14 protein-coding genes and 1 pseudogene are annotated in these 26,951 nt (G+C 38.7%); 1 reads left to right on the top strand and 14 read right to left on the bottom strand.

Annotation, left to right across the window (positions count from 1 at the left end; genetic code table 11):
* Positions 1–56: 56 nt before the first annotated feature.
* From REI64_RS17545 to REI64_RS17525, 5 genes are all read right to left on the bottom strand, one after another.
* Complete coding sequence (locus REI64_RS17545; RefSeq protein ID WP_308851454.1) at positions 57–1,256, bottom strand: FecR domain-containing protein; 1,200 nt, start codon at positions 1,254–1,256, stop codon at positions 57–59.
* 22 nt (positions 1,257–1,278) lie between these two features.
* Positions 1,279–3,237 carry a T9SS type A sorting domain-containing protein gene (locus REI64_RS17540; RefSeq protein ID WP_308851453.1) on the bottom strand — a complete coding sequence of 653 codons (1,959 nt, stop codon included), beginning with the start codon at positions 3,235–3,237 and terminating at the stop codon, positions 1,279–1,281.
* A gap of 161 nt (positions 3,238–3,398) precedes the next feature.
* Complete coding sequence (locus tag REI64_RS17535) at positions 3,399–3,992, bottom strand: sigma-70 family RNA polymerase sigma factor (RefSeq protein WP_308851452.1); 594 nt, start codon at positions 3,990–3,992, stop codon at positions 3,399–3,401.
* 217 nt (positions 3,993–4,209) lie between these two features.
* Positions 4,210–5,094 (bottom strand): PorP/SprF family type IX secretion system membrane protein, encoded by an 885-nt coding sequence (locus tag REI64_RS17530; protein WP_308851451.1) that lies wholly within the window; start codon positions 5,092–5,094, stop codon positions 4,210–4,212.
* A 49-nt stretch (positions 5,095–5,143) separates the two neighbouring features.
* On the bottom strand, positions 5,144–7,900 hold the full coding sequence (locus REI64_RS17525; protein ID WP_308851450.1) for a gliding motility-associated C-terminal domain-containing protein: 2,757 nt from the start codon (positions 7,898–7,900) through the stop codon (positions 5,144–5,146).
* A 222-nt stretch (positions 7,901–8,122) separates the two neighbouring features.
* Between REI64_RS17525 and REI64_RS17520 the strand changes: the two genes are divergently transcribed.
* Positions 8,123–9,010 carry a hypothetical protein gene (locus REI64_RS17520; protein WP_308851449.1) on the top strand — a complete coding sequence of 296 codons (888 nt, stop codon included), beginning with the start codon at positions 8,123–8,125 and terminating at the stop codon, positions 9,008–9,010.
* A 55-nt stretch (positions 9,011–9,065) separates the two neighbouring features.
* Here the strand turns inward: REI64_RS17520 and REI64_RS17515 are convergent, their stop codons facing one another.
* The 9 genes and pseudogenes from REI64_RS17515 to REI64_RS17475 form a co-directional block, all read right to left on the bottom strand.
* Complete coding sequence (locus REI64_RS17515; RefSeq protein WP_308851448.1) at positions 9,066–10,997, bottom strand: IPT/TIG domain-containing protein; 1,932 nt, start codon at positions 10,995–10,997, stop codon at positions 9,066–9,068.
* A gap of 35 nt (positions 10,998–11,032) precedes the next feature.
* The gene (locus tag REI64_RS17510) at positions 11,033–13,093 is read right to left on the bottom strand and encodes a hypothetical protein (RefSeq protein ID WP_308851447.1); all 2,061 of its coding nucleotides are present in this window, start codon (positions 13,091–13,093) and stop codon (positions 11,033–11,035) included.
* A 27-nt stretch (positions 13,094–13,120) separates the two neighbouring features.
* On the bottom strand, positions 13,121–19,678 hold the full coding sequence (locus REI64_RS17505) for a carboxypeptidase regulatory-like domain-containing protein (RefSeq protein WP_308851446.1): 6,558 nt from the start codon (positions 19,676–19,678) through the stop codon (positions 13,121–13,123).
* 2 nt (positions 19,679–19,680) lie between these two features.
* Positions 19,681–21,339, bottom strand: coding sequence for a hypothetical protein (locus REI64_RS17500; RefSeq protein WP_308851445.1), 1,659 nt, complete (start codon positions 21,337–21,339; stop codon positions 19,681–19,683).
* Positions 21,340–21,629: 290 nt separating this feature from the next.
* A complete protein-coding gene (locus REI64_RS17495; protein WP_308851444.1) occupies positions 21,630–22,241 on the bottom strand; it encodes a hypothetical protein in 612 nt (203 codons plus the stop codon).
* 7 nt (positions 22,242–22,248) lie between these two features.
* Positions 22,249–24,000, bottom strand: a complete 1,752-nt coding sequence (locus REI64_RS17490) for a hypothetical protein (protein WP_308851443.1) — start codon at positions 23,998–24,000, stop codon at positions 22,249–22,251.
* A 198-nt stretch (positions 24,001–24,198) separates the two neighbouring features.
* Entirely contained in the window at positions 24,199–24,504 is a 306-nt protein-coding gene (rpsJ, locus tag REI64_RS17485) for a 30S ribosomal protein S10 (protein WP_008244591.1), read from the bottom strand.
* Positions 24,505–24,632: 128 nt separating this feature from the next.
* Positions 24,633–26,759: an elongation factor G gene (fusA, locus tag REI64_RS17480; RefSeq protein ID WP_308851442.1), complete on the bottom strand. Its 2,127-nt coding sequence runs from the start codon at positions 26,757–26,759 to the stop codon at positions 24,633–24,635.
* Positions 26,760–26,856: 97 nt separating this feature from the next.
* Positions 26,857–26,951, bottom strand: a pseudogene (locus tag REI64_RS17475) (30S ribosomal protein S7); the annotation flags it as partial.

The raw sequence follows: 26,951 nt of genomic DNA, 5'->3' as shown, positions 1-26,951 counted from the left end.
TACTGCTTTTCCTGGTTGCCGCCGGGAAAAGCTTTTTAGCTTTTATAGTTTTCTTCTTACTTCTTCATTTTCTTTTCACAGGTTATTACATTACTTTCAATACCAAATACTACATCGCCGGTTAGTTCTAAGGCTTTTAACACTTTAGAAACATTGGCATTTCTAGGGATGATACCCGTAAACGAAATATCTGGTTTCTCGCCTTCGTATTTTATTTTAACATCGTACCAACGCATTAGCTCTTTCATAATTTCATCGATATTGGTGTCATTGAAAACGAAGAGATCATTTTTCCATGCCATCACTTCTTCAATATTAGCATCGCGTTGTTTGGTTTCTGTACTGGTTTCGGTGTACAAGATCTGTTTGCCTGGTTTTAGCAATTCAGAATTTCCGCTTTTAGTAAACTGCACAGAACCTTCTAACAAAGTAAGTTCAGAGCGGTACTCATCTGGATAAGCCATTACATTAAAATGCGTTCCTAATACCTTAATCTCCGAACTTCCATTTTTAACATAAAACGGTCTTGAACTATCTTTTTCGATCTCGAAATAGGCTTCGCCTTTAATCTCTACCCTGCGTTCATCTTTCGCAAATGCAGCTGGAAATTTGATGGAAGAAGTTGCATTTAGCCAAACTTTGCTACCATCTGATAGCACTACGCTAAATTTACCGCCAGCAGGCGTAGATAGCGTATTTATTTTTTGGCTTTCTGCCTCGCTATCTCCTTTAACTAGATAAACAATCTGTCCATTGGCATCTGTTTCTATGGAAATAGCTCCTTCTGTAGCTACCTGTCCTGTATTTTTATTATCCAACACAATTTGCGATCCATCGGCCAATGTTAAAGTTGCCTTATCACCGCCAGGCAAAATATCGTTATGATAAGCTAATGGCTTATTTTCAGCAGTTTTTTGTACCGTGTAGTACAAAGTAAATACTGTTACCAATAACACTGCAGCGGCCGCAGCATATTTCCAAATTGGCATACGCTTACGACCATCCAACTTTTTTGGGTTGGTGATATTTGCATACATCCCATCCCAATCTACTTCATGAACAAGTACATCAGATTGCACTTTTCTATTATGCTCATCCATAAAAGCAAGTACCTGTTCCTTGGTTTCTGGATTTCTTATATACACAAATAACTCTGCATATTCTTCTTCGGTAATGGTTTTATCCACATACTTCTTGAAAAGTTCTGCTAATCTGTTATTTGTTCCGTGTGTCATCTGATGTTCTTGATTGTTCATTTATACTTTTATTGCCGTTAATTTATTTCACGACCAATAAAGTTTGCTTTTGTGCATTTGATTTTCCTTTGTTAATCCACAGGATATAAGTACCTGTAGGAATATTCGTTAAATCTAGCTTTACATTTTCATTTAAAGCTGCTTGAGCGTAGTTATTGGTCGATATGTTTTGTCCTGTCAAAGATATTAGATTTAACGAAACGATAGCATTTGATGAAGATGATTTCACTTCGATGTAACTTTTGGCAGGGTTTGGATATACTTGTGCTTTTGAAGAAGATAGTTCGAAATTTAAGACCTGTGTACCCAAAACTTCAGACTTGCCATCTTTATCAAATTGTGTTAGGCGATAATAATTGTTACCAGATAGTGGAGCAAAATCGGTAATCGAATAAGTTAATGGTGTATTGCTATCTCCGGCACCAGTAATATCTTTCAGAAATTTAAAATTAGCTGCTGATGAACCACGCTCTATAACAAATTTTTGATTGTTTTGCTCGCTTTGTGTTTTCCAAGTTAGAACAGCAATTGCCCCCTGTTTAACTGCTGTAAACGATTCTAGTTTAACTGGCAGTGGATAATTCCCTATTTGGAACTCAAAAGCTCCTAAATCAATTGTATTGTTACGAATACGAGGCTTATTAGCTAGATCTACAAGTGCCGTAGAAAGTGAGTTAGAACCAGCATCTAAGGCAACGCTAGTGGCAGACAAAGTTAGAAAGTCAGTGTCTGTAGAAATTGTGCTAGCGAAGAGCGCAGCGGGAGCAGCGTTGACGATGTTATTTGTAGCTGTTCTGCTACCAGAAGTAGAAAAACTGTTTTGGAACAAATTGTTTTGCAAATCTTGGATTGCTCCAGTTCCATTTCTTATATCGGTAGAATTTTGATTAAAAATGTTGTTATACAAATTTATAGTGGTTGAAGAACCATTATTAAAGCCTACAGCTCCGTAGTTTCCGGTCGCTGTATTCATATAAAAAGTCGAATTAACAATTGAGCCATTCGTATACGAAGCCAAATATGCGGCAGCGCCACCACCAGTTGCTCGTGCGGAAGTATTATTATAAAACAAACTATTTCTTACTTCATACCGTAAGTTACTTGCTGCCGTTGCTCCAGCAACAAATAAACCGCCCCCTCCGGAACCATCGCTAGTTCCAGTTAAGGTAGAAGTTGTTGAATTTGTGATAAAAGACATGTTGTTTAACTTTAAAATCGGCTTGTCGAGAGATCCATAGACATATAGCCCTCCACCATCACTAAATGTTGTATTATTAATGAACTTAACGTTGTCAAATTCGAATGAAACGTCTGTGCCAGAAATTCTCATGTACATACCGCCACCCACATCAAACGACCGATTATCCCTAATAATAAGATTTGACCACTTTATGGCTGTATTAGTACCTCTAACAGCGATACCAGCACCTACATTTTGAGCAACTGTTGTAGCGCTCGTTCCTGCAGTACCATTAGCGCTTACCAAAGCAGTTCCATTCGCATAACCATGCTGAATGGTAAAACCATCTAGTTCGGCATCATCTGCATTATTTCTGGCGCTCACAACGTGGTAACAATCACCATCTGAGGCAATGTTATCATTATTCAGATCTCCGCTTAGAATGCTAACATTAGCAATAATATCTCTACTACCTGTAGCACTATCGTAACCTCCATGAACCTTTACGCCACCTTTCATAATAAATGCCATATCCCTGTTAGTAGTGGCCACACCCGTGCCGGGAGATGCCACGTAGGTAATGGCTTGCAATTTTTCAGTTGGTTTATAAGTACCAGCAGCAACTCTTACTTCATCTCCAGAAGCCGATGCGTTAATCATAGCCTGTAAATCGGCACTAGCATTTGCCCAAGAAGAACCATCTTCTGTACCAGTCGCCACAGGCTTAACATATCGTATTGTTTGCGCAGAAAGTGAATGAGCACTCAATGCAATTAAAATTAAAAGGTAAAGTTTTTTCATAAATCGGTTGGTTTAGGTTTGTTGTTGTCTTATATAGACTGACTAGCTTTGGCAACGGACCGCCCAAGACCAACTTTTTTTTAAAAAAATACGGAAATGCAAAAAACACTACAAAAAAGCACTATACACTTAATTTACAGCAGCTTTAAAAACGAAAAGATTTAGAAATAAGATTTCAAAAGAAGCAATAAAGAAACTACAATATTGTGCTTAGAAATGTGGTACTTTAAATGTTTGAGTACTTCTACTATTACATTTTTAACGCGACTTTTGGAAAGTCCAACCGCTTGAGCTATCTCTTCGTGGCTCATGTACTGATTGCGGCTCATGTTGAATATTTCCTGCTTTTGAAGAGACAGTGTCTGCAATACCTTGTTGATCAAAAACACACTTTCTTTAAGATTGATTTGATCGTCGATATTATTCAGAGAAACAGATGTATTCACCCAGGCATCGTTAATTGTTTTTTCAGTTCTACTTACCTTAGCTAAATAATCGTAGGTTTTATTACGGGCAATGGTATAGATATAGTTTCGTGGATGTTCTATGGCGAGCAGTTTTTCGCGATTTTGCCAAATTACCAGAAAGGTCTCTTGTACTATTTCTTCAGCATCAGCTTTACTATGGATAAACGAATCTACGAAAGCCAAAATTTTGCCTCGATAAAGACAAAACATCTTATTAAAAGCTAGAGAATTTCCATCGGAAATCTCCTTTAACAATAGCTTTTCTGCTGTTAAATCGTACAATGCCATTAAAATAGTTATGTGCTAACATTCACTTAGAAATAAGCAAGTTAGCTAGTTTGTGGTTTAGGTTCTTTAAAAATACTAATCCTTATTTATTATTCAAAAAGATTTTTTCATTTTTTAGCACATTAGGTATAAAACGCAAAAAACTGGCATTAAAAACCAGGTTAAACAAAATGATTATATAAAAAAGTCCCGGAAAACCGGGACTTTGGAGAAACATTTATTTAGAGAGATTAACTTTTAAACCCAATTCTACACCGCCATAAGTATATTGTTTTAAATTACTATTTATTGGCAGCGAGTAAGAAGCCTGCATTTGATATTTTTTTATGATATTAAAACCAATACCTAACGAAAGGCTATTGCTGCTATGGTAAAATGCCATTAAATTAAACTTATCTTCTGCAAATTGTGCATTTACACCAGCATCAATTACACTATCAAATCCATCTAAACCCCTATACATTAATTTAGGTGTTAATTTTACTGGACCATCTAATACTTGGTAAGCTGCAGACAAGAAAAAAGTAGTGTAATTATAGCCGTCGTTCACATTTTCTGAATAGATTAAGCTGCGCAAGTTTGGAGCTACAGCACTTAAGCTCAATTTTTCGTTGGTATAGTGCGCACCTAGATCACCATCAAAGATATAACCTTGATCGTTAAATTGCTGAACTAATTGATCGTCTACATCGCCAATAATATCAGACATATTGGCTTTTAACGAGGCTACGCCTGCCGACAAACCGAACCTTAAATTACCTGTAGTTGATGTTTGTATATTGTAGGCGTAAGTAGCTGCAAATCTATTTACGTTTAAGATTCCATCTTTATCTGTGTTTACGGACAAACCAAATCCACTTTTACCCATACCGTAATCTAAGGTAATGGTGTTGGCAACCGTTTGTCCGTTGCTACCGGTAAGGTTGTTTTTGTAGGATAACCCAACATTTAGACCTTGCTTTTTACCTGCGGCAGCGGGATTATATAGATATTCGTTTAGGTAATACATCGACATTGGCGGACTTACCTGAGCTTTCAATTCTATTGAGATAAAAAACAGGATGGATAACGCCGTTATATAAGTAATGTAGTTTTTTTTCATTGTTGTTTGGTTAACAATTTCTTTCATGTTTATTGATGATCGGTGCTTATTATCTTCCTCTTAAAATAGTTAATGCGCCTTTTATTGGTTTTAAATCAGCACCTATGTTGATATGATAATAGTATGTTCCGGTGTTTAAAGTTGCTCCATTATAAGTACCATCCCAATCGTTCTGGTAGTTTGATTTTTGGAATACGATTTTCCCAGATTTGTCATAAACAGTTACCTGGTTTTTGGGATACATTAATGGTAAATGCGCTATAATCCAAACATCATTTTTTCCGTCACCATTTGGTGTTAGAATATTATTTGGCACTACAACTCCTGGGTAAAGAATGAAGTTTGCACTCACCTCTGCACTTGGGTTACTTCTACCTAAACTGTTTTCGGTTACAATATAGAATGAATGAACACCTGGGGTAATTTGTTCAGGAAATTTAAAACTCCAGTTACCTCTAGAATCTGTTTCTGCAGTGTAGGGAGTTAGTTGCTTATTCATGTAAATATATACTGTACTTAATGGTTCTGCCACTCCTTGCAGTCTTGGGAAATAACTCCTCACCTCTCCCCTGTCCTTATTAGAAAGTATCGGAGTTTGAGGGTCTTCCATTACATTTTCTATAATTACGAAAGCAGTAAAAATACTAACTACCGTTCCGTTACTTACTTGAACTCGCAAACGGAATGCTTTTCTGGTCTCGAAATCTAGTAAACTGCTATTGGCAACTTTAATGTCGCCTGTTGCTGGATCCAAGGTGAAACTATCTCCCGTATTACCAGACAGCATCTGCCACGTTAGCGTACCTCCAATAGTTGAAGTAAGTTTACCTACAAAAGTACCGACAGGAGAATTTTCATCAATCGGGAAAGCTAAGAAGTTATCCAATGTACCATCGTATTCGTAAGCTCCTAGATCTAAAAAGTCGTATATAATTCTATCTTTACCTTGTAAGTCTGTTTTAATAGTATCGATAAGTAGACTAGCCTCGCCCATATTAATTGCACGACTGGTAGAACTCAACCTTAAGAAACTTGCACTTGTTTCGTCCACACTCTCAAATGCTGGATTAACACCAACAATGTTGTCATCTACACCGTCCGTTCCAAAGGCTTGCGTAAGCGTATTTACAACCGATAAACTGTTGGCACCCAACCTTCTAATATCTGCGAAAGTTGCAGCTGTGTTAGCATAAAAAATACTATTGTAAATGTTAGACTTTATTACACCGCTATTACCTCCTATACTTGCATCGTTATTAGCCTGAGAAATTGCACCACCTGCTGTAGCTGACTTATTTGCGTAGAAAGTGTTGTTCACAATGTGTGCGCTACTATTGTCCCTTAAAAAAATTGCACCTCCAGCCCAAGTAGCTGCCGTACCTTTCGATTCGTTGCCGTAAAATAACGAGTTTAGAATATCTAGGTTAACACCAGCTGTTGAAGTTCCATAAACCGAAAGTGCGCCTCCCCCTAAACCAGCAATATTTTTTGAAAAACTGGAGCTAACAATTGGAGTAGAGTTAGTTTGGAAGTGAATTGCCCCCCCCAAGTTTGCCGATGTATTATTTAAAAACGTACAATTTTGGATGAGTCCCTTTCTTGTAAGGTTTGCACCTAAATAAATAGCTCCACCACCGCCAGAAGTTAAACCACTACCAGAAGATATTGACTTATTTCCTTCGAAATGACTATTATATATATATAATATCGCTGTAGAGCTAGCATAAATAGCGCCACCCTGTGTATTTGATCCATCAATAAATTTCGAATCACTAATAATCAAAGTTCTATTTCCGTAAAAATGCCCACCATAAGCAGCTGCAGTCGCACTTGCTGAACTTTTATTCGTTTCGAAAACGCTATTACTTATGACAGTGCTGTCGCCAGAAGGTTGCGTAATATAGATCCCAGCTCCGCTAGCCACAGCGGTACTATTTTTAACTGTAGTATTACCAATTGTTATTTTACCAGCATTTGTACCGTTGTGGTAAACTGCACCGCCTGATGTTGTCGCTTTATTACCATCAAAAAAGCATCCCTCTATCACAAATCTTTGATTATTAATAGATGGGTAAGTATAAATAGCTCCACCTGCTCCGCCTGAAATGTTATTTATAAATTTAATGTTTTCCCATCTGAATTCTTTGGCACCTCCCCCAGTACGCTGGTAAAAAGCACCACCATGGCTTTTTGCATAGTTATCTCTCACAATTAAATTTTTGAAGGTAACCGCTGTGTTGGTCCCTCTACTACAAAATGCACCTCCGTTTAATTGAGCAAGGCTTACTGCTGATGTTGCCGAGCCGGTTCCCATTGCTAAATCACCATCGGCAAAACCATGCTGAAAAATGAAACCGTTTACTTCCGAACCATCTGAATTATTAAGTGAAACCATGATATGATAGGCATCACCTATAGATGCTACATTATCATTATTTAAGTCGCCGCTCAATATTGTTTCATTTAGAACAAAATCTCTTTCTTCAAAAAGTGTCTCAGTTCCCGCAAAACCTCCAAATATTTTAACATTTTTCTTAATCACAAATGCATTATCTCGCTCTGTAACCGGGGCATTGTTAGTTGTTGTAGGCCAAGGTGCTTTAGTGGGTTTATAAATACCTTTCGCTACCCAAATAGAATCTTCACCTGTCGAGGCATCAATCATAGCCTGCAAGTCTCCTGACGCGTTAGCCCAGCTTGATCCGTTACCTGTTGCGCCTAGCTTTACATATTTTATGTTTTGCGCAAATGTTTTAAAGCACAAAGCGAAAAAGAAAACGATAGTAAAAACGTAAAGTTTTTTCATATGAATTGTTAGTTTGTTTTTTGTTAGGTTAGTTTGGGATCAAGACAATTATCCTCAAAACTATATGATAGACTGATACCAAAATAGATAGGACCTCTTTTAATATCATTTTTTTATTTTTTATCGAAATTGATAAAAATACTGATAATAATTTGATGAATTTCGGTACCAAACACAAATTGCCAAGTCTATATATTTAGAACTTAAAAACAAAAAGCAAATATGAAGCATATTAAACTGACTTTACTGCTCTTACTCTTTTCTGGTTTTGTTTACGCCCAAAAATGGGAAGTTGGAAAAACCTACACCGACGATGAAAAATGGACCGAATTTATTGTTGGTGACTTACCATTGATTATCAGCGTGCCTCATGGTGGAGCAATTACTTTACCCGATGCACTGAGAGATTGCAAAGGCGCCGTTACTGTTACAGACTCGAGAACTATTGAGCTGGCTAAAGAAATTGAAAAAGCTTTTATCGCCAAATACAATGCTAGACCTTACATCATCATTTCTAACATCTCTAGAAAAAACGTAGATCAAAATAGAGATATGACAGAAGGCACTTGCGGTAATAAGGCTATGGAAAAACCTTGGAACCAATTTCATAATTATATTGATACTGCTTTAGCCTTAGCAACGAAAAAATTTGGCAAAGCCATTTATATTGATTTACATGGCCACGGACACAGTAAGCAGCGTTTAGAAGTGGGTTATCTTTTAAAAGCAGAGGAATTAAGAGCACTCGATGCTAAAGACAACAAACAGGTTGCAAAATCTTCGATGGCAAATTTACTATCTACAGATAAACACCTTGATCTTGAGCAACTGTTAGTCGGACCAGATGCTTTTGGCACCTTAATGGCGCAACAAGGTATTGATGCTGTACCTTCAAAACAGGATAAAGCTCCTTTAGAGGAAGATAAATATTTTAACGGAGGTTATAATACGCAGAGATACACCTCAAACAAATATCCTAATATTTTCGGTTGGCAAATAGAAAGCCATTTTAAAGGAGTACGCGACGCTGAAGGTAGACCAGTGTTTGCAAAAGCATTTGTAGATGTAATGGGTAACTATTTCAAAACCTATTTAAAGAAATCGTTCTAAAACAAAGCAAAATGCCCCGGGAAAACCTTGGGGCACTTGCTATTATGAACTAACCCTAATTTACCTGCTGATAGTTTAAGAATTTCTCTCTGGTGGCGTTTCTACTATTTACTCTCACCTCTACTCCATAAGTCCTATCATCAATATATGTATCTGTAAATGTTGTAGTTAGCTGATTGTCTGTCCAGCTCGTAATTGCCCCTACATTTAAGTAGACTTTTGTACTGCCATCCATCCGATAAACCCTTATCGAACGGTTCAAATCTACAGTGCTTCCAAAACCTTCGCCGGTAATGGTAACAATACGCTGATTGTTGTTAAACGTAAAATCGAAATTACTGATGGTTACATTTCGTTGAAACGCAGAAATAAAGCTTCCCCATTTATTATTTACACGAATATCATACCTATTTTTAATAAAATGACTGGTTTGCGTTGTAGTAACTACAGCATTATTTCCGTTTACTGTAGTAGTATATTTTACGCCATCAATTAAAATTTCAAAGTTTGAATTTGGTGCCGTGGCATTAAAATGATTTCCAGCAATGTTATATGTAAACGTGTACCAACCCGCAGGTAAACCCACCGCCGGCACTACAGTGCAAGTAGTTGATAAAATAGTTGGCTCCAAATACGTAAATGTGAGATTTCCGTTTGGATAACTAGCTTCTACATTTTGATGGAAAATCTTAATTTGCTGCTGATTAGGCAATGACGAATGATAGCTTGGCGACAGGAAGGTTACGTTCGCATCATCAACTGCTGTAACCTGGGCATTCTGATCTCCAACAGTTACACGAATTCTACTCGCATCTGTACCAAAATTACTTCCTTTAACTACTACTGTTGCCGCATCAATCCCAGAAACATTACGTAAAACTGGCGAAGTTTGATTTAAGCTCGCTGCAACTATATTCTGCAAGTAAGTAAACGAAACAGAATTACTGTTCACATTATCTACTGTAACGGTAACAGGCAATACACCACTGCCGTTTGGCACACGTACCTTGATGCTATTGTGCACATAATTCATTACCGTAGCTTCAGTGCTACCAAACCTTACTATTGGCGCTGCATTTCCTGCAAAGTTAGCTCCATAAACGGTTAAAGTATCTTGCGCAAAGGCGGATGTTTTGCTTAAACCCGTAATGGCAGGTGCTATTCGGTAATTAAATGCTATTGGGTTACTGTTCACACCATCTATGTTTACCACAATGTTTCCACTGGTAGAAGCCGGTACAGTTACATCTAAAGTGCTGGCACTTCCACTCACAATGCTGGCCGAAACACCATTAAAAGTTACCGATTTGGCAGTAGCCACATCAAAGTATTTTCCAGTAAGCCTAACTGTTTCACCTACAAACGCACTCGTTTTATCGATGCTTGCAATCTGTGGAATGAACTTAAATACCGGCCCTTGGTTTGATATATTGTTGGATGTAACGGTAATTGGACCATTTTTCGCTTCTGGCACTATAGCTTTTAATTGAGTTGTACTCGATGAGCTTATACCCGCATCAACCCCGTTAATTTGTATCTTATTATTGGCAGCAATTCCACTAAACTTACGTCCATTAATGGTGATTTCTGTGCCAGCAATACCTATTAACGGTGATACATCCAAAATCACCGGAGCATCATAATCGTAGGTAAAGGTAGGGCCAGCAAAAGTTTGATCACCGCTTTTAACCGAAACGGGTCCAGTGCCGGCTTCATAAGGCACAGTCGCTAAAATTACATTAGCTGTAGTTTGTTCTATAATCAGTCCCTGTTTGTTATTGAAAAAAGCTCTTAAGCTTGCAGTATCTTTCGGGAAATTCTTTCCATAGATACGCACCTGCGTATTTTCAGTTCCCCGCTCGGGTCTAATACTATCTATCTTCGGGGTATTATCCGTTAACTCGTAATCGTACGTTTTTGCGCATTGCAACAACAATAAACTTACAATTACCAACAGTAAGCCCAATAATTTATTTTTGATAAACATAACCTTATCATTTAATTTTCAAAATTTAAACCTTCTTATAATGCGGTTCTTCTTATTGATTTTTCTACACTTGGATTGCTACTACCAGCGTTAGTTTTTGCTACGATACGGTAACTGTACAATATCCCCACCTGCGCCGAGGTATCCGTGTAATTGTCTACATCATTTACCTCAGCTACCAAACGATAATCTTTATCCGTAGGAGATTTTCTATAGATTACATTCACCATTTTAACATCGGCATGTGCCGGCCAAGAAATATAGATACCTTGTGCTTTGTTAAGCAGATATAAATCTGCCGGCGCTGCTAACACTTCGGAAGTAGGCACTGTAATATTACTTGTTGGCGATAAAACACTCTGGTTAGCTGCGCTATTTACTGCCGTAACGCCATACTCGTAAGTTACACCAGGTAAGGCTGTGGTGTCTTCATAAAACTCTGTATTGATTAAATTTGGCGTTATCGAGATGAAGTCCTTGTCAGTTTTGCTTTTCCTGTACAAGCGATAGCCAACAATGTCATCATGTTTACCCAACATATCATCCCAAACAAGCTTAACTCTACCTTCGGCGTAGCGTGCACTTATACCAGAGGGATAAGGTACTAGCTCTAATTTTAAAGGTTTGATAGCAACAACTTGAGATATATCACTCATTTTTTGGGAGATATTCATCAACTTAATACCGTAGAAGTAGGTGGTTTGCGCATCTAGCCCAGCCAATGAATCTGTGTAGACATTTGTGCGCAAGGCTTTCGATACTACCTCCATCTTATCTGCAGATGTGCCACGAAGCACATAGTAGGCAAATTGGTCAATTTCTGGGTTGATATCCCAATAGAGCTTCACTTGCGCCGTACTATCTTGCCAAACTTTTAAGCCTTGCGGTGCCATAGGTATATCATTTGGGCTTTTCACTGCTATATTTGTAGTAGCCGATGGCATTAGCTTGTACCCTTTTACATTAATCAACAATGGTCTTATTTGATAATAGTAAACTACATTAGGCAATAGCGCCCTATCAAAATAAGTACTATCATTGGGCGAAATTGAAGCAACCTCCACAAAACCGTCTGCATTTTTTCTTGATCTTAAAATTTGTATGCCTGTGTAAACGCCATCGTTAGGTAAAGCCGACCAAGATAACCAAGCGCCTTTTAAAGTATCCTTCGCTTTAAAATCTGCTATTCCTTTCAACTTACTGAACGACTTACTTATAGTATAAGCTGTATCGGAAGGGTATCCCTCGTTTCCGGCAAAATCTTCGGGCACTAAATAATATTGATACAATTGCCCCGGCACAACATTTTCTTGATAGGCCACTTTAGAACTATCTGCAATATCCGTAATCAGAACAGGTTTAGGCATTAAAACAAAGTTTTTATCGGTTGGCGCCTTTCTGTAAACCTTACCCATAAATGCTGGAGTATTTGTATATTTATTGCCCCAAAGCACCTGCATAGCACTATCTGTAGCGGTAACATCTAATAACTCGTACCTATTAAAAGCGGTTCTGCTTACCTCTCCTACTTTTTGGGTAAATAAAACTTGTTCTTTTCCGTCTACCGCTACCTGAACCAATCTATAAGCTGTGTTAGGTTGATTTTTTTTCACATCGCTATCTTTCCATAAGTTACCCATACCATATAAAAACTCTTTCGAAAGAAACAGCAATCCTATTTTTCTTGGATCTCCCGAAACTAAAACTTTGTATGCCTCATCGTCGGTTTTGGTGCCAAGCTGAATTTTGGTGTGCTCCGCTACGTCGGCTCCTGCCCTTTTTGTAAATTCTGCAAAAGAAATTGGGAAAGTTAACGAAGTTATCTTCTTAAAGTTTCCGGTGCCATTTTCGTCCTTATATACATCGTACTGTTTTACCTTGTCCAAATAAGCATTAAAGGTATTCTCCTTTTCATCAGTTACTACAAAGCCGTATACCGCGTTAGGTCCTGGCATTAGATTGCCCATAGGTACACCCGTGGCTGCAAACTGCTGTTTTTGTGCCAATGCAGTAAAGGAAAACAACACAAGAACTATACAAAACAACTTTGTTAAACGCTGTTGCTTATCTATTTCATTATAAAAAACATTGCTCATTTTAATTTCTTTTTAGTTAGATAAATGTTAATTACACAAAGGATTACCGCCTACAAAAACTCCCAATTTCAAACCTCCCCTTTGTTTATACGAAACTTCAGCCCCTCCTTCTCCACATAGCTTAAAGCCGGCACACCACGGTTTAATAGTCCAATCATTACAGCCTGGGTTACAACCGCCCACTTTTAATGAAACACGCCCAGCTGCTTTACCAGAAATGAACCAACCATCGGCATCATTTCTTCCTCCCATAAATTCGTAACAAGCCCTATAATCGAAGCCCACGCAAGCAATACGGGCTACACAAAATTCAAATCCACCTCCAAATTTTCCTGACAGCCCAAATAAATAGCTGCTTTCTGCAAAATTCAGTATCAGTTTAGCATTAGACTCTGTGTAATACCATATCTTTGCACTAGCTATTTTAAAATCGAAACCTATTGCCCTATTTTCTGGTATACCCATTCGGGCAGTTGTGTTTATATACACCCCCGAGAATACATCTCTAACGTAACGGTTATCTACATTTCTGAAATAATAACTTACCCTATCGCCGCGAGTTGATGGATTTTTGACGCCTACACCTAAGGCAAATTCTCCATTAGATTGGATTAAACCGAGCAAGTTCACATCAACCCCTGCGCCCAAGAATACAAAAGCATCATTTTCTTTAGCACTTATAATCAAGTCTCCTTGTAATTTAGCATGGGCTACCCCCTTAATTGGCTCAATAGAAGCGTCTACCTGCACCGCAAAGGTTTTTTGTGGAATATCTAGTTTTACCCTTGCCTGTGCCAAATTCAATGCTGTGCCCACTACCACGCTGGCATAACCTTCTATTACCGGTCCGCTTCTTACCGTTAAACCAATGGGATCTAATTTCACAAGCGCCCCTAAATTTGCGATAGATAGACCGCCATTGATATCGATCATGAAATCTTTGGTGCCGGTATTGTACCTAAAACCACCCCCTACTCTTTCTATAGTTACAAAACCTATCGGGATAACCACCCCTGCGCTAAACTTGGCCCCAAAATCTATCCCTCCATTTTCTTTAAAGTAATGGAAATCGATACCCGCATTTATTGGTGTGCCCGGTATGCCCAACTTACCCGCTCCTGCAAATCCTTTATCGCTCATCACCACCTCCACTTCCGTTTTAATTACCGGAATATCTAGTGATGCCTTGATTTTGCCGATACTAAAGTTTACACTTCCATTCGTATTTTTGTAGGTGATATCGGCAGCAGACAAGCTAAGCATAGGCACATCAACAGATAGCGAACCTTGTATGCCTATTGATGGTGAACCTGCTGTATTATCGAACTTAATACCAGTTACTTTAATTTTCGCAAAGCTGATATCTGCAGAGAAATTTGTAGGCGCATCTACCAAGAACCGGCCACTGGTATGCACTTCAAATACCGGGATGTTAATTTCTGAAGTAATAAACTTGGTAAACTTAATTTTTCCAGAACCGCCAAGTTTGTAAACGCCATTTTGGTTAGGTACCTGGCCAAATGAAATTGGACTGCTTCCTTTCTTTAAACTTACGATATTGAAGATATTGATGCCATTTTCTGGAATATCAAATCTTCCTCCAAAAAATGCGTCTTTGCCAATTCTTACTTCAGAAAAATTGATAGTTGAACTGCCAGATGCAGGCACTTTAACAACCATATTGCCACCAATTTTAAAACCATCTTCGTTAAAGATAAGAGACGCCAAGTTGGCACTCCAATCCATTATTTTTATTGATGGTAAATTGCTTTGGGAAACATTTAGTCGCTTAATCGATAAATCGGTACCTACTAAAAACTCTTCTACCTTAACGGTTGATGACTTGATGACTCCTAAATCTGGCGTATGTATTTCGCCAACCAAGTGCAAGCCTTCTCTGTCTATAAATGAGGCGTCTGTTTGGGCAATAAATTTAAACCCGTAGATGTTACCCTGCCATCCACTTTGTGTACCTTTAATTGAATACCTAGTGCTAGACGGCACCGAAGAAGAAGAAACAAAGGCTGTTACTAAGGTTGTAGCATTGCTAAGTGTTAGCTTCATATCGGTGTTGGGGAAACCCCAGCCTCTGCTCCCAGATATTTGCGCCGTATTTGCTACCAATTCTGCAGCAATTTTACCGCCGGTACCCTCTGCTTCTACGGTAATTCCGTTTGCGGACTTAAACGTTACTGGCAAAAAGCCCATTAATTTAAAAGGAATGGATATTTCGTCGGTAACTATTTTATTTCCTTCTGGAATGGCGTTGCCGGCAGCATCGAAACTAATTTTGATATTGCTGAATTTTAAGTTAATAGTAGAACTAGCTTTTAAATCGCTTGTTGGAACGAGGTTAACAAATGCACCCGAAATGCGATAAGCGTTGCCTTCGCTGGTCATTTGGTCTAGTTCTACATCAAACCCTAGAACTTTAGCAATGTTTCTTCCTCCGCCGCTTCCAAGTTCGAAATCTTTTAATAAGGGCTGCTCATTAACTGTAATGCTTTCCGTTTTAGAAACATAGCCAGATTTAGAAGCCTTTAACTGAAACGAACCTTTTGGCACATAAAAACTGTACTGCCCGGTAGCGTTTGTGGTGGTAAGCAAGTAGGGTTTTTCTTCAACCTTGATGGTTGCCCCAGCTATCGCCGTGCCATTACTTGCCACACTGCCTGTAACGTTAATGCCTTTTTGCAGTTTGATTACCCTAGCAACTTCATCTCCAGTTTCGTTAATCAATAAACTTTGCTCTACCATTACGTAAGCACTGTTGCTAGGTGGGGCAATGATCACTTTAGCATCGCCACCAAAGCCTTCGTAGTACCATTCGCCTTTGCTGTCGGTTACCGCCGTAGTATCAAATAATTTAATGGTAGCGTTGGCTATTACTGTGTTAGATATTTCATCAACTATTTTAAACCTAATTTTACCTACTTTTCTTTTTAAGAAACCGATATCTCCCAGATCAAGAGAACTTAAACTATTTACGCCATAGTTAGAACCCACCAACGGACCGTTGTACATTTCTCCAACGGCACTAAACGAAGTAAAGTCGGTAATTTTATTAGCGCTAGGTGTATTGTTATTGGAGGTGAAACTTACAACCTGCCCAACTCCCGCCTTAACTGGCGCTGCTGTAGGAGTTACTGCAGTAGCAACTCCTTTTATACCAGAAGCATTGATTTTAGCAGCACTTTGAGAACTTGCCACACCAAACATTAAAGGCGAAAACGTAGCACCTGTAGACAGTTGATTTTTAACGGTTGGTGTATTTACCAATTGTATGGTTAAATCAACAGTGTTTGCTTTTGTATTGGTTAACGTTTGATTAGCTCTAGTATCTTCAAAAACATTTAGTGTGTTAAATAAATGCTGTCCTTGGACTATGTTGCCGGGCAATTGTGTAGCACCATTTTGTGGTGTGCCACCGCTTTGTTTTTTCTCTGGCACAACAACTTTTACCCTAGCATCTGCGTAGCCTTCTTTTTTAATAATAAGATAGTGCTCTCCTGCAAAATAGGTAGTATTGAATAAACCAGTTTCGCCGGTATTAAAGTAATCGGTAGATCCTTCAAAATTTAATCGGGCATTATTTAAAGCAGTTTTATTTTCGGCTACCACGCGGCCTACCACTTGCACCAAATCTGGTTTAAGTCTAAAAGAAACTTCCTTACGTTCGCCCGGCCCAACCCTATTAATAACCACTTCGCTGGTAGGTTCTACTTTTAGCGACTTAAATTCGTTAGGCACCCTCAAGAGTTTAACCGTAAATGATTTGCCCTCTTTTAACTTAGGAAGATTGTTGATGATATAGTTACCTGCGCTATCTGTAGTGGCGGTGTAAGCACCAAAATAAGACTGTGTTGATAAACTGTTATTCAAAACATTTCCAACCGTCTGTGTTAGCATGTTGGACTGACCTCCACCAAATACGGAGTTACCTACTTGTGGTGCATAGAACCGAGCGGTAGTTGATGAAAGCGCAGTTGCGACGTTATTACTCGGCTGGCTTGACGAAGCTGCTCTTTGTAAATTCGAATTAGCACCAATCACAGCATTAACCAAGTTAGATTGATACTGTTGCCCAGCTAACATTGTAGCTGTACCAACTCCAACGTTAACCATTCCAACCTGAGGTTCCACGTCATCATCATTAAATTCTACTTTAACAATAGCCCCTTTTACGCTGGCGAACCCCGTTTTTAAACTTAGTTGTACCGTTCCAATAACTGCCGGAGGCGAAGCAACCAAGGTGTAGGTTGGTTTTACATTAACTATTTGTGTGCTGTTTAAATCTACATCAGCAACTTTTAAACCTCCCGATTTGCCCTGTGCGTTAATGCCTGTGCTAATTTGCACGGTATAGTTAATGCCATGAAACAATCTGCTGAGCTTGAATTGTGCAGCGCTTTTCACCTGCGTGCTATCTGCGGCTACCAGCACCATCTGCTTGCCGTTAATTACAAGTTTCTGTTTCTTATCTGCGGCCAAGTTTCCATCGTGTGCTAAAAACGGATAGGCAACAGCATCAGCTTCTTCTCTATAGACTTTTACTACCACTTTTTTATTATCATTGGCAGTACCGTGTATGTCTGGCAGTTCTATAGTTGGCGTAAAACGATAGGTATTTGCCATGCAGATAATCTCTCCCAAATCAATCTCTGTATTATTTAGCACACTGATGGGAACTGTTTTGGTTTCTTCTAAACTACCTTTACTTACTACAATTTTAAGCTCTTTAAATTGTTTTCCACCAGCATATTCTGGATCTAAGAAATTCACATCGAAATTTCCATTGGCATCGGTTTTACCCGAAGCAATAAGATTGGGTTCTATAGATTTCGTAATCAAAATACTAGCGCCACTCGTTGTACTTTTACCCAAATTGCTTGTTGGCTGTATGTCTTTGGTAACAGCGCCAGTATTTAAACTTGGGCTGGCACCTTTAACGGTATTGGCTGCATTATTAACTGAAACTGGCTGGCTAACTTTAGATGGTGTAGGGTTGCTATTTTTAACATTAGGTGAAAAAATACCGAATTTGGAACTTTCTTCTTGCTGCTGTTGTTCCTTCTGCTTATTTACGCTGTTGTTAAATGGGTTAGACACTACGGGAATATCAAAAGGAACTCCAATTATTTTCACTGTGGCACCAGCAAATGGGTTTTTGGTTGAAGATGGTGTAGATACAGCCACATCTATTCCGAAATCTAATTTTTGATGCCCAGTAACTGAGATATAAGATGAAAGTGGTGGTGTACTGCCTAAATTTGGTGGGGCTACCACACTTGCCATATATCCATTGTTACCAACGGAAGCGACTAAAGTACGGTCGGTACTCATCGCATTGCGAACATTATTGGCGTTATCTGTTAAAGGGTTAAAAGAAGCGTAAACCAAACCACCAATTGTTTCAGTTCTAGCCTGTCCCGTTGAAGAAGTGCCCCTGTTTGGAGTACTATTGCCTACCGTTGTACCCGAATTTAGACTAAACGTGCCTAGTCCAGCTGTAGGAAATGCTGCTGGCATTTGAACTACCGCACCCACATTATTTTGTGCGCCAAGAAAGCCTAACAGACCGCCGCCCAAACTTATTCCATTTGCACCCTTATAAGTATCTTCACTTGCTCTAAACGCCCAGAGCGCTTTTCCCTTAATGCTATGCGTAGTTGCTGGTTTTTTTTGTTTCTCTTTACCATCTGGTGATTTTGTATCTGTAGTTACCACCTCTTGAGTTCCAAACCCGAAAGGCACCACCTGACTAATTCCATTGTTCCTAAAGGTAAAACCCCCATTAGGATCAATAGCCTGTACCGCCAAAACATATTTTCGGCCCGGCGTAAGTTGTGGATCTGAAGGATTGTAGACATAAACATTGCCCATTACCTCCTTTTCAAAAAAGTAAGGAGGCACGGCACTTAAATAAGCGTCGTTAGGGTTTCTGTTACCCAAAACTTCGATAATGCGAACTTTATACCTGATAGATGGTGGTGCTCCCGGCGGCGTAGTCCAGTTAATGGTAAATATATTGGCTGCCACCTGCTTTAACTCCTCATTTTCGAAAGGTTTTATAATGAGTGGCGGCTCTAAACTGGTAATGCTAAACCTGTTACTACAGCCTATAGGTTCATCGGCACTAATTGGCGCATTGGTATTGTAATCAAATGCCCGCATACAAACCTGATAACTGCCCTCTGGCAAACCATTACCACGAATAAACTGATCTTTGGTAATACCCGAATAGGTAAGCTTATTATAGTCGAACAAAGTAACCAAATCGGCACCGTTTAAGCTACGTACTTGTCCTGGAGCCAAGGTTATCGGCGTTGGACTTTTGTAATTCTGCCCAACTTCTAACCTAATGCCATTATCGCCAACTACAGATGCCCTTAATTGTATCTGTTGTGTACCCGCAGATTGGTTAGTAAGCGTAATCAACACTTGTTGCGGCCTAGCTTCGTAATCGGTGATGCGATTTGGGTATGGCGGTAAAATCCGGATAGACACACCAACTTGCGCTTGTAGTACCTGAGCTGCCAGCAGCAACACCAAACCAAATGCAAAAAAACGTAATAATTTCTTCATGGCTAAAATCTTAATTGATAAGCTAATTCACCCCTTAACTCTGTATATCTCTGTTGCAGGCCTGCATTATCGGCTGGAGAGTTACTCAGCAGATACACGCCAAAATCTAAAATATGTCCTTTTCTCACTTGGTATTTTGTGTTTAGGGAGCTGTTATAAATCATGCTTTTCCCTAACTCTTGTTTACCAAAGGTGATGGAATGGTTGGTGGCTAATCTTAACTGCGATTTGAGGAGGGTAATATCTCCCCCCAAAGAAAAACCTGTATAAGTTTGGTTAATGCCCATTCCTTCGAGCATAGTTGTATTTACACTGGTATTCACATTTATCCCTTGTTTAATAAAACCAATGTTATAGTTTGCCATTAATTGTTTGGTATCCATATTCCTGCTGATGGCATTGTTATCGAAAAACTGGTTAAAATCGTTGAGATTACTTAGCGATGCCGATAGCGTAATCATGTGGCTGTATTTTTCTGTACTAATGATATATCTGGGCATTAAACTGTACATCTGCGTGGTTTGCACAATCCTTAAACTGTCGGCAAAACGCACCGTATTTGGTGTTTGGTCGTTAGAAAAATTACTGTAGCTGGCATCTACACCAAACTTGTCGTTCACTTGTACAGTAGCATTACCAGCGCCAATAAAGCGCTTATTCATAGCTGCCTTTTGGTTTTGAAGGTTATCGTTCTGGATACCTATACTTCCATTAAAACTGATTTTGTTTTTCCAAGCCACAAAAGATGGGGTCACTGTCCAAGCTTCCAAATCTGAGGTAATAAAATAAGCCCCCATCGATTTAAATTCTGGTTCTACACGCCTATAGTTTACCTTTAGTCCATATTTTTTATCACGATAGCCAACACCCGCACTAAATGCCGTATATAGCTCGCTGCTTGCATTTACTGTAGCAAATTTCTTTATCTTTTTAAGGATGGGATCTTCTAAAGTATCAGGAATATTGGTATATAGGTTTCGGGTATATAAACTCATGGCACCTTCACTTTCAATTAAGAAATTCTTCAAGAAAGTAACCTGCCCTTTGTAGCCAACAACGGAGTTCCCTGCCGGTGCAATAGGGTTAAATTGCATGTTCTGCTGCCCACGTTGAAAACCTACACTGTCATCTTTAGCTTTGAGATAACTAAAATCCAGAAAACTTTTTTGCGAACCATAACCCACCTTAACGGCATAACCTTTTCTATTAAAAGCCTGCGGTGCCAACGACTGTGTGGTTTGATCTATTATTGTAGCTTTATTTAAGCGACCATACATAAAACCCAACCTAAGTTTTCCCGGGTTTAGTTCAGCCCCGGCACCTAGCATGGTATGCCCGCCTAAAGTAAAAGGCGAAAAGCTAACGTTTCTATATCCTCCGTGTAGGGTAATCCATTTGTAACTTGGGCTTAAACCAAATTGATTAAACGGCTGTTGAAAATTAGTCTTTCTGTCTGCATAAACAATACTGAACGGAATATCCCATCCATATAAACTTAAAGTAGGACTACCGCTAACAATAAGCGAAAGTGGGTTCCTACGATCAGGCGCCCCATTCATCTGATAGCCAATTGAACGCAGCTCTAGTGCTCCAGAATAGCTAAAAGGCTTTTGATTTTTCAGGTTAGATAAATCTTGCGCATTAGTTTTAATGCATACCATTGAAACAGAGAGAGCAAAGACTAACCGTATTTTGTGGAGTTTGCGCATATTGTTAGCATTTGAATTAAAAGCAATTACTTGCTTGGCAAATCAAAGCAACAAAAATGTTTAACTCAAAAAAGCTCTATCGAGCAAACACAGATTTTAAACTAGTAAAAACGTGGGTTCATTGAGTGAAGTTTGTATCTATTTTTTAAACCTTCTATAAAAGCTTAATAAATTAGGTTAATCGTCACCGTAATTTCAACAAAATAAAAAGCTGATTTTGAGTGCATTTTATGTATATTTTCTTACAAGCCTATTTGATACCACAAATTTCCATCACTGATCCAAGTTGATTTTCCAGCTCCTGACGCAATGCTAGTTGTAGAGTTGTTGGCTGTTAGTACTACCGAAGACTGCGCCGTTCCATATCCAATTTTTAATTGTGGAAAAGAAACTGACTTGATATTAACCGTAGTAGGTGTGGGGTTTGCAAAATTACTGATAGAAATTACCCTACCTGTATTAGCACTAGCCAAAGGAAGAGTAATGTCTACGGTAGCATTAGTAGTAGGTTTCACAATGATGTAATAATCTGAAGCAGTTACCACATGACTAGCTGTAACGAACACAGCGGGAAAAGAATTTGAATTGTTAGCCCAACCCAATGTTGCAGTAGAACCAGAAACAGATGATACCGTTAGCGTTTGGTTTGCCGCTGGCAATGTTCCAGGCAATATCCAAGTTTGGTCTGCAGTTAGCGTTGTAGCTGCAGGAGCTTTTAAAATAATAGATTTCCTAGTAGTTGCCGAAGGATCATCATTATTAAAATTTAAATTTCTAACATTTTGAGATTGCGCCAAAGCTATGCTTACACTTGCTAAAATAATAGCAGCTGTAAGTGTTAATTTATTTTTCATAGTAAGATTATGGAATGATAGTATAGTTAATAAAGGCTGTAGTTGGCGGCAAAGCGGCAAAATTTACAACAAATGAAGTTCCATTTACTCGGGCTCCTAAGCCAACAGAAATTACGCTACCAGCAGCATCTTCGTAGGTTATCATAATTACGGCAGTAGGTGTAACATTTGCATTTGCAATAGTTTGGTTTGCTGTACCTGCACAAGCAACCCTGCCTTTAATATTTGTAGGTAAAGCCGCAATAGCTGTAGTTAAGTCTTGTTTAGTGATTAAACTCAGCGGACTATAATTTGCACTGTAATCTGCTCCATATTCTATTCCCTTAAATGCTACTGGAACATTGTTAGATACTGTAATTTTATCAAATTGGGTAGCAATTAAACTTGCTTGTGTAGTTGTACCATTAGAGGCCTGAATATAAGCGCCACTTGAAAACCCTAGCGTTGTACCAGGTATAGTGGTAAAGAAATTATTGATGGTTCCCGTTGCTGCTTCATAAGACGACAATTGCGAAGAACCATCTTTGTACATATACACGCCATTTTCATTGCTGCTAGCTGTATCAAACATTCTGAGCTGATACCAAGGTTTAACAGCATCAAAACTTGCAGCCGCTGGATTAAAATCTATCCCTCCTTCATTTATAGTATATTGTAGATTGTTGTTGATCTTAACAGGTACGCTAAAATTAGCCGTTGTACCAAAAAAATCTCCAGCGCTTGGCGCATTGCCCTGCAAACCCCAATTTGATGTGCCTGCTCCAGCAGAACCGATAACCAGCTTACCGTTGGCATCGGCATAAATAGGTCTAACGCCCGTTAAAACCGGAGCTGAAGTAGTATCTAAATCTTTAATTAGCACAGCACCGCCATCTGCATATAAAGCATAAGGATTAACACCCGTTGCTTTGGTATAAAGTGCGTAGTTACTTAATCCAGCTGTAGAGGTATTATTTGACTGAAAATATCCACCTATTACCTGATTAGCTTGCGTGTGGTTAATATTGTAACCAACTTTGCCAATTACACCAATTTGTACTGTATTTACACCCGTTGGATTATCTACATTAGAGCCAAACTGACCGCCAATATATTGCTCGTTATTTGCATTACCAATACTGAATATACTTTTAATGCCGGTTGTAACGCCGTCAAAAGGAGTTCCCAATTGTGTGTTGGTGTCATGTCCTGTCCTTGTGTTTTCTATGCTTAAATAGTAATCTCTAACAGAAGGATGGGGTACGCCTCCTCCGTCGTTATACCTCAACTTTAAACCGCTTTTATCTAATACAGTAGAGTGAGAACTAGCAAAAGGATTACCTTCAACGCCATCCCAAAAAGTTAAAGATTTATCATTATAAAAAATAAACGAGTTATGATTTAACGAACCACCCAACCCCACGTTGTTCAAGCCATCTACTGACAAGCCATTATAATAGTTATTCTTGGTATCAACAAGCCTAATCCAGTTGTTTAACGCAGTATTCCAGTAATAATAACCTGGGTAAACATTAGTTGGTGATAATCCCGCAGTTGCAGTGTTAAAAACCATTAATGAGTTTGCTGGCGATGGGATGGTTAGCAAATCATTGGTACTAGTTAAAGCTACTCTGGGCAGCAAGACCCCTTTATTATTTGAGCTCATGTCTATTACCGACGATGGTGCAGGCTGATTAGTTCCGAAGCCTTGTTGGGCGCCTGCGTTAAGGTAAATAACCATGCAAAGAAACACAGCTACTATTAAATATCTTTTTTTCATTTGGTTAGATAGATGTTGCTAAACACATCTAAAAAAGCGCCAAAAATAACAACCCTCAAAATAACACCACAACAAAACGTTTTACAAATGAGAAAAATTTATGCGTAGATAATTTTACACATAAAACAATTAAAATGTAACCAAAAAGCCCCGATTGAAAAATTCAATCGGGGCTTTTTTAATGTTGTATTAAAATCATTAAACTTTGATTTCTACTTCAACACCACTTGGCAATTCAAGCTTCATTAAAGCATCAACTGTTTTTGAGTTTGAGCTATAAATATCTAAAAGACGTTTATAAGCACACAATTGAAACTGCTCACGAGCTTTTTTGTTTACGTGCGGTGAACGCAATACAGTGAAGATTTTTTTCTCTGTTGGCAACGGAATTGGTCCGCTAACTACTGCGCCTGTAGGCTTTACAGTTTTTACGATTTTCTCAGCAGATTTATCTACCAAGTTGTAATCGTAAGATTTTAATTTAATTCTAATTCTTTGGCTCATCTTGTTATTTAATTAAACCGATAGTTAGAGCTATTAATAACTAACGGCGGATTTATTTTTGGAACTGAGTAGTGCGTATTGAGTATTGGGAAAAGTCTCTATACTCAATACGCATATCTCAATACGATTTAGTCTTCAATACTACCTTTAACTCTACCTTTAGACTTAGCAACAACTTCGTCTTGTACGTTACGAGGTGCTTCAGCATAGTGATCAAACTCCATTGTAGAAGTTGCACGACCTGAAGTGATGGTACGTAATTGAGTTACATAACCAAACATTTCCGAAAGTGGAACCAATGCTTTGATTACTTGTGCACCATTACGTGAATCTAAACCTTGCATTTGACCACGACGACGGTTCAAGTCACCCATTACATCACCCATGTTAGCTTCTGGAGTTAAAACTTCTACCTTCATGATAGGCTCCATTAATACAGGACGACATTTTGGTAAAGCTTCACGGTAAGCCATCTTAGCTGCTAACTCAAATGATAAAGCATCTGAATCGACTGCGTGGAACGAACCATCAATTAAACGAACTTTCATTCCTGATAGTGGGTAACCCGCTAAAACACCGTTCGCTAATGAAACTTCAAAACCTTTTTGAACTGAAGGGATGTATTCTCTTGGAATTGCACCACCAACAATTTCGTTAACGAATTGTAAAGCTGATTTACTTGTATCGAAATCTTCATCAATTGGAGAGATTACAACTTTGATATCAGCAAATTTACCACGACCACCTGATTGTTTTTTGTAAACCTCACGGTGTTCTGCAGTACCACGGATAGACTCTTTGTAAGCTACTTGTGGCGCTCCTTGGTTAACTTCTACTTTAAACTCACGTTTTAAACGATCAATTAAGATCTCTAAGTGAAGCTCGCCCATACCAGAGATAACCGTTTGACCAGTCTCTTGATCAGATTTTACTACGAACGTAGGATCCTCCTCAGCTAACTTACCTAAACCGATACCTAATTTATCAACGTCAGCTTGAGTTTTAGGCTCAATAGCTAAACCGATAACCGGCTCTGGGAAAACCATAGTTTCTAAAACGATTGGGTTTTTCTCATCGCACAAAGTATCACCAGTTTTGATGTCTTTAAAACCAACTACCGCACCAATATCACCAGCCTCGATAAAAGGAATAGGATTTTGTTTATTAGCGTGCATTTGGAAAATACGAGAAATACGCTCTTTGTTACCAGAACGAGTGTTCAACACGTAAGAACCAGCATCTAATTTACCAGAATAAGCACGGATAAAGCACAAACGACCTACAAATGGGTCAGTTGCAATTTTGAAACCTAATGCTGCAAATGGTTCTTTAACATCTGGTTTACGAGAAATCTCCTCGCCTGTATCTGGGTTAGTACCTTTTACAGCCTCTTGATCAAGTGGTGAAGGCAATAACTCCATTACTAAATCCAACATAGTTTGTACACCTTTGTTTTTGAAAGATGAACCACAAACCATAGGAACAATAGCATTATCTAATACTGCTTTACGTAAAGCATCTAAAATCTCACGTTCAGTTAACGAGTTAGGATCGTCGAAGAATTTCTCCATTAACGACTCATCATAACCAGCTACTGCTTCCAATAATTTCTCACGGTACTCAGCAACTTCGTCAACCATATCATCAGGAATTGGCACTTCAGTAAAGGTCATACCTTTATCGTGCTCGTTCCAAACAATACCACGGTTGTTAATTAAATCTACCACACCTTGGAAAGAATCTTCAGCACCGATAGGCAATTGCAAAGCAACAGCATCAGAACCTAGCATTTCTTTAACTTGCTTAACAACTTTTAAGAAATCAGCTCCAGAACGGTCCATTTTGTTAACGAAACCAATGCGAGGCACTTTATAGTTATCAGCTAGTCTCCAGTTAGTTTCAGATTGAGGCTCAACACCATCAACTGCTGAAAATAAGAATACTAAACCATCTAATACACGTAACGAACGGTTTACCTCAACCGTGAAATCCACGTGTCCAGGAGTATCAATTACGTTTACTTGGTATTTATTCTTACGATATTCCCAGAAAACTGTTGTTGCAGCAGAAGTAATGGTAATACCACGCTCAGCTTCTTGCTCCATCCAGTCCATTGTAGAAGCACCTTCGTGTACCTCGCCAATTTTGTGGTTAACACCAGCATAGTAAAGAATACGCTCGGTAGTAGTTGTTTTACCAGCATCGATGTGAGCAGCGATACCAATATTTCTTGTAAATTTTAAATCTCTTGCCATCTTGTTTTGATATATGATTACACAGATTTAGGATTTCACAGATATCATCAATATTCAATCAGTGCAATCTTTTAATCGGTGTAATCAAATTTTCTTTTTAGAATCTGAAGTGCGAGAACGCTTTGTTAGCCTCAGCCATTTTGTGCGTATCCTCTTTTTTCTTAACTGCTGCACCTTCACCTTTAGCTGCTG

This window comes from Pedobacter sp., assembly GCF_031119335.1.
GTDB lineage: Bacteria > Bacteroidota > Bacteroidia > Sphingobacteriales > Sphingobacteriaceae > Pedobacter.
This window is presented reverse-complemented; position numbering and strand designations above follow the sequence as displayed.